4 protein-coding genes are annotated in these 2,993 nt (G+C 70.7%); 1 reads left to right on the top strand and 3 read right to left on the bottom strand.

Features of this window, described 5'->3' with window-relative positions; genetic code table 11:
- A partial coding sequence (locus KDM41_17740; GenBank protein MCB1185264.1) for an aminotransferase class V-fold PLP-dependent enzyme occupies positions 1–491 on the top strand: 491 nt, incomplete at its 5' end.
- Positions 492–582: 91 nt separating this feature from the next.
- On the opposite strand, the gene KDM41_17735 is transcribed toward KDM41_17740, so the two are convergent.
- The 3 genes from KDM41_17735 to KDM41_17725 all read right to left on the bottom strand — a co-directional run.
- Positions 583–1,212 (bottom strand): OmpA family protein, encoded by a 630-nt coding sequence (locus KDM41_17735; GenBank protein ID MCB1185263.1) that lies wholly within the window; start codon positions 1,210–1,212, stop codon positions 583–585.
- Positions 1,213–1,416: 204 nt separating this feature from the next.
- Entirely contained in the window at positions 1,417–2,091 is a 675-nt protein-coding gene (locus tag KDM41_17730) for a TrkA family potassium uptake protein (protein ID MCB1185262.1), read from the bottom strand.
- A gap of 35 nt (positions 2,092–2,126) precedes the next feature.
- The coding region (locus KDM41_17725; GenBank protein MCB1185261.1) for a hypothetical protein at positions 2,127–2,993 on the bottom strand (867 nt) is incomplete at its 5' end.

Raw genomic sequence — 2,993 nt, 5'->3', positions numbered from 1 at the left:
GCACCGGCGTGCGCTCGGCCGAGCGCGCCCACCTCGCCGAGTACCCCTACCGCCTCGAGGCGGGCACCCTGAACACGGTGGGCATCGTGGGCCTCGCGGCGGGCCTGGCCTGGGTGCGCGAGCGGGGCGTCGCCGCGGTGCGCGCCCACGAGGCGGCCCTCGCCGACCGCTTCCTCGCCGGACTGGCCGACCTGCGGGCCCGCGGCCGCATCGCCCTGGCCGGCTTCGCGCCCGACGAGGAGGCGGTCCTCGGGCCGGAGCGCCTGGCCGTGGTCTCGCTCACGGTGGCCGACCGCGAGCCCGAGGCGGTGGGGCTCTTCCTCGACGCCGACTGGAACGTCGCCGTGCGCACGGGCCTGCAGTGCGCGCCCCTGGCCCACGCGGCCCTCGGCACGGCTCCGCAGGGCACGGTCCGCTTCGCCTTCGGCCCCTTCAACACGCCGGCCCACGTCGACCACGCCCTGGCCGCCCTGGCCGCCCTGGCCGGCTGATTCCCCACCGATCCCCGTGCAAAAAGACGCCGCGCCCCGGACCGGGGTCCGGGGCGCGGCGGGGTCGTCGGGCGGCCGGCGGCCGCGGCGACTAGTGCTCGACCTTGTGCAGGACGATGCGGACCATGCGGTTCGCCGAACGGCCCTCGGCGGTGTCGTTGCTCGCCACCGGACGGTACGGACCGTAGCTCACCACGGCGAAGCGCTCCGCCGGCAGGTTCAGGTTGTTCGTCATGTAGCGCACGACGGCGGCCGAGCGGAAGGCGCCCAGCTCCCAGTTCGACGGGTACTGCTCCTGGTACTCCTCGAGGATCTTCTTGTTGTCCGTGAAGCCCTCGACGAACACGTCCCAGTTCTCGTGCTGGCGCACGGTGGCGGCGATGGCCTCGAGCGTCGGCACCATGGTGTCGAGCACGATGACCTGGCTGGCCGAGAAGCTCAGCTGGTCGGGCACGGAGATCATGACGACCTCTTCGAGCTCCTCGACCAGGACGGCGTTCTCGTCCTTGCACTCGGCCAGGTTGGCCCGCAGATCCTCGGCCACCCGCTCGCGCTCGCTGATCACGGCGTCGCGGTCGGACAGGTCCTGCTGCAGTTCGGCGATCTGGGCGTCCAGCTGCATGATCTGCTCTTCGTACTCCTTGCAGGAGCAACCGGCCAGGGCCACCAGGGCCACCAGCACGAGAAGCAGGACACCGTTCTTGATCTTGCGATCGGTCATGGTTTCACTCCTTTGATGGACTCAGACCGTCACCAGCCTGATGCGGTGATTCGGGACTTCGCGGCAAACAAAAGACGGCTGGATCGGATCCCTGACCTCAACCAACCGTACGGATTCGCTGTGCGGGTTCAGATTAGGCATCTCCCCCTCCCGAACTCAAGAATTTTTTTCTTTTTCCGCCGCTGCGTCAAGTCCTCATTCGGGTCATTCGTACTTGGCGAGCTCCCGGTCGGGCCCGATGACGTCGATGGCGTCGCCCGCGCGCAGCACCTCGCCGCCGCCCGGCAGGGGCACCTTGGTCACGCGGGGTTCGTGGCCGGACTCGGCCGGTCCCTCGTTGCGGTGGATCTGCACCAGGTTCAGGCGCTTGCCCCCGAGCAGGTTGAGTTCGGCCAGGGACTTGCCGTCCCATTCCTCCGGCACGGTGATGCGGCGCAGGGAGTAGCCGTCGGGCAGTTCCACGAAGTCGACCACCGAGTCGGTGAGCAGGTGCTCGGCCAGCCGCAGGCCCATGTCCTCCTCGGGCTTGATGACCATGTCGGCCCCCACCTGGCGCAGCACCGACTCCTGCATGTCGTTGACCGCCTTGGCGATCACCTTGGGCACGCCGAGGTGCTTGCAGTGCATGGCCACCAGCACCGAAGCCTCGAAGTTGGTGCCGATCGCCACCACGACGGCGTCCATGGTGCCCACGTCGTAGGCCTTCAGGTTCGCGATGTCGGTGGCGTCGAAGCCCACGGCCACGGCCACGTCGTCGGCCACGGCCTCGAACAGCGGGCTGCGCCGGTCGACGGCCAGCACCTCGACCCCCTTGCGGGCCAGGGCCACGGCGACCGTGCTGCCGAACCGGCCGAGGCCGATGACGGCGATCTTGTTCATGAGTCGTCCTTCCGCTTGCCGGCGCGCCGGGCGCGTCAGCCGATCAGGATGCGGCCGCGCGGCAACCGCACCCGCGGTTCGCGGCCCGAGCCGGTCAGGCTGCTGGCCAGGGTCAGCGGCCCGAGCCGGCCGATGAACATCAGGATGATGACCACGATCCGGCCCGCGGGGCTCAGGAGCGGGGTCAGGCCCAGGGTCAGGCCCACGGTGCCCAGGGCCGAGAAGACCTCGAAGGCGGTGGCCAGGAACGGCTGCCGCTCGGTGACGAGCAGGGCGAAGAGCGCCAGCACCGCCACCACCAGGCCGCCCGTGAGCACGAGCATGGCCCGCTGCACGTGCACGGGGTCGAGCTCGCGGCGGCCGAGGCGCACCCGCGTCAGGCCGCGGCTGATGGAACGCAGGTTGGCCCAGACGATGGCCACCGCCGTCACCTTCACGCCGCCGGCGGTGCTGCCCGGGGCGCCGCCGATGAACATCAGGATGATCATCAGCAGCAGGCTGGCCGGCGAGAGCAGGTTGAGGTCCATGCTGTTGAAGCCCGCGGTGCGGCAGGTGGCCGACTGGAAGAACGCGTGCCCGAGGCGGGCCAGCGGTCCGTACTCCGCCAGGCCGCGGTTCCATTCCAGGGCCAGCAGCGCCGCGGTGCCGGCCACCAGCAGCAGGGCCGAAACGGCGAGCACCGTGCGCCCGTGCAGCCCCAGCCGGAAGTCGCGCCCGTGGCGCCCCAGCCAGCGCCCGCGCAGCCAGGCCAGCACCTGCCCGACCACGCCGAAGCCGAGACCGCCGACGATGAGCAGGACCGAGACCGCGGTCATCACGAGGGGCCGCTCGGCCAGGCCGACCAGCGAGTCGCCGTAGGTCGAGAAGCCCGCGTTGCAGAAGGCGCTCACGGCGTGGAACAC

The organism is bacterium (assembly GCA_020440705.1).
Lineage (GTDB): Bacteria > Krumholzibacteriota > Krumholzibacteriia > LZORAL124-64-63 > LZORAL124-64-63 > JAGRNP01.
Note: the sequence above shows the minus strand (reverse complement) of the source record. Positions and strands in the feature narration are given on the sequence as shown.

What these genes read in the sequence shown, in the direction of transcription:
- KDM41_17735 (MCB1185263.1), bottom strand. Translation starts at nt 1,212, where the DNA reads ATGACCGATCGCAAGATCAAGAACGGTGTCCTGCTTCTCGTGCTGGTG.
- KDM41_17730 (MCB1185262.1), bottom strand. Translation starts at nt 2,091, where the DNA reads ATGAACAAGATCGCCGTCATCGGCCTCGGCCGGTTCGGCAGCACGGTC.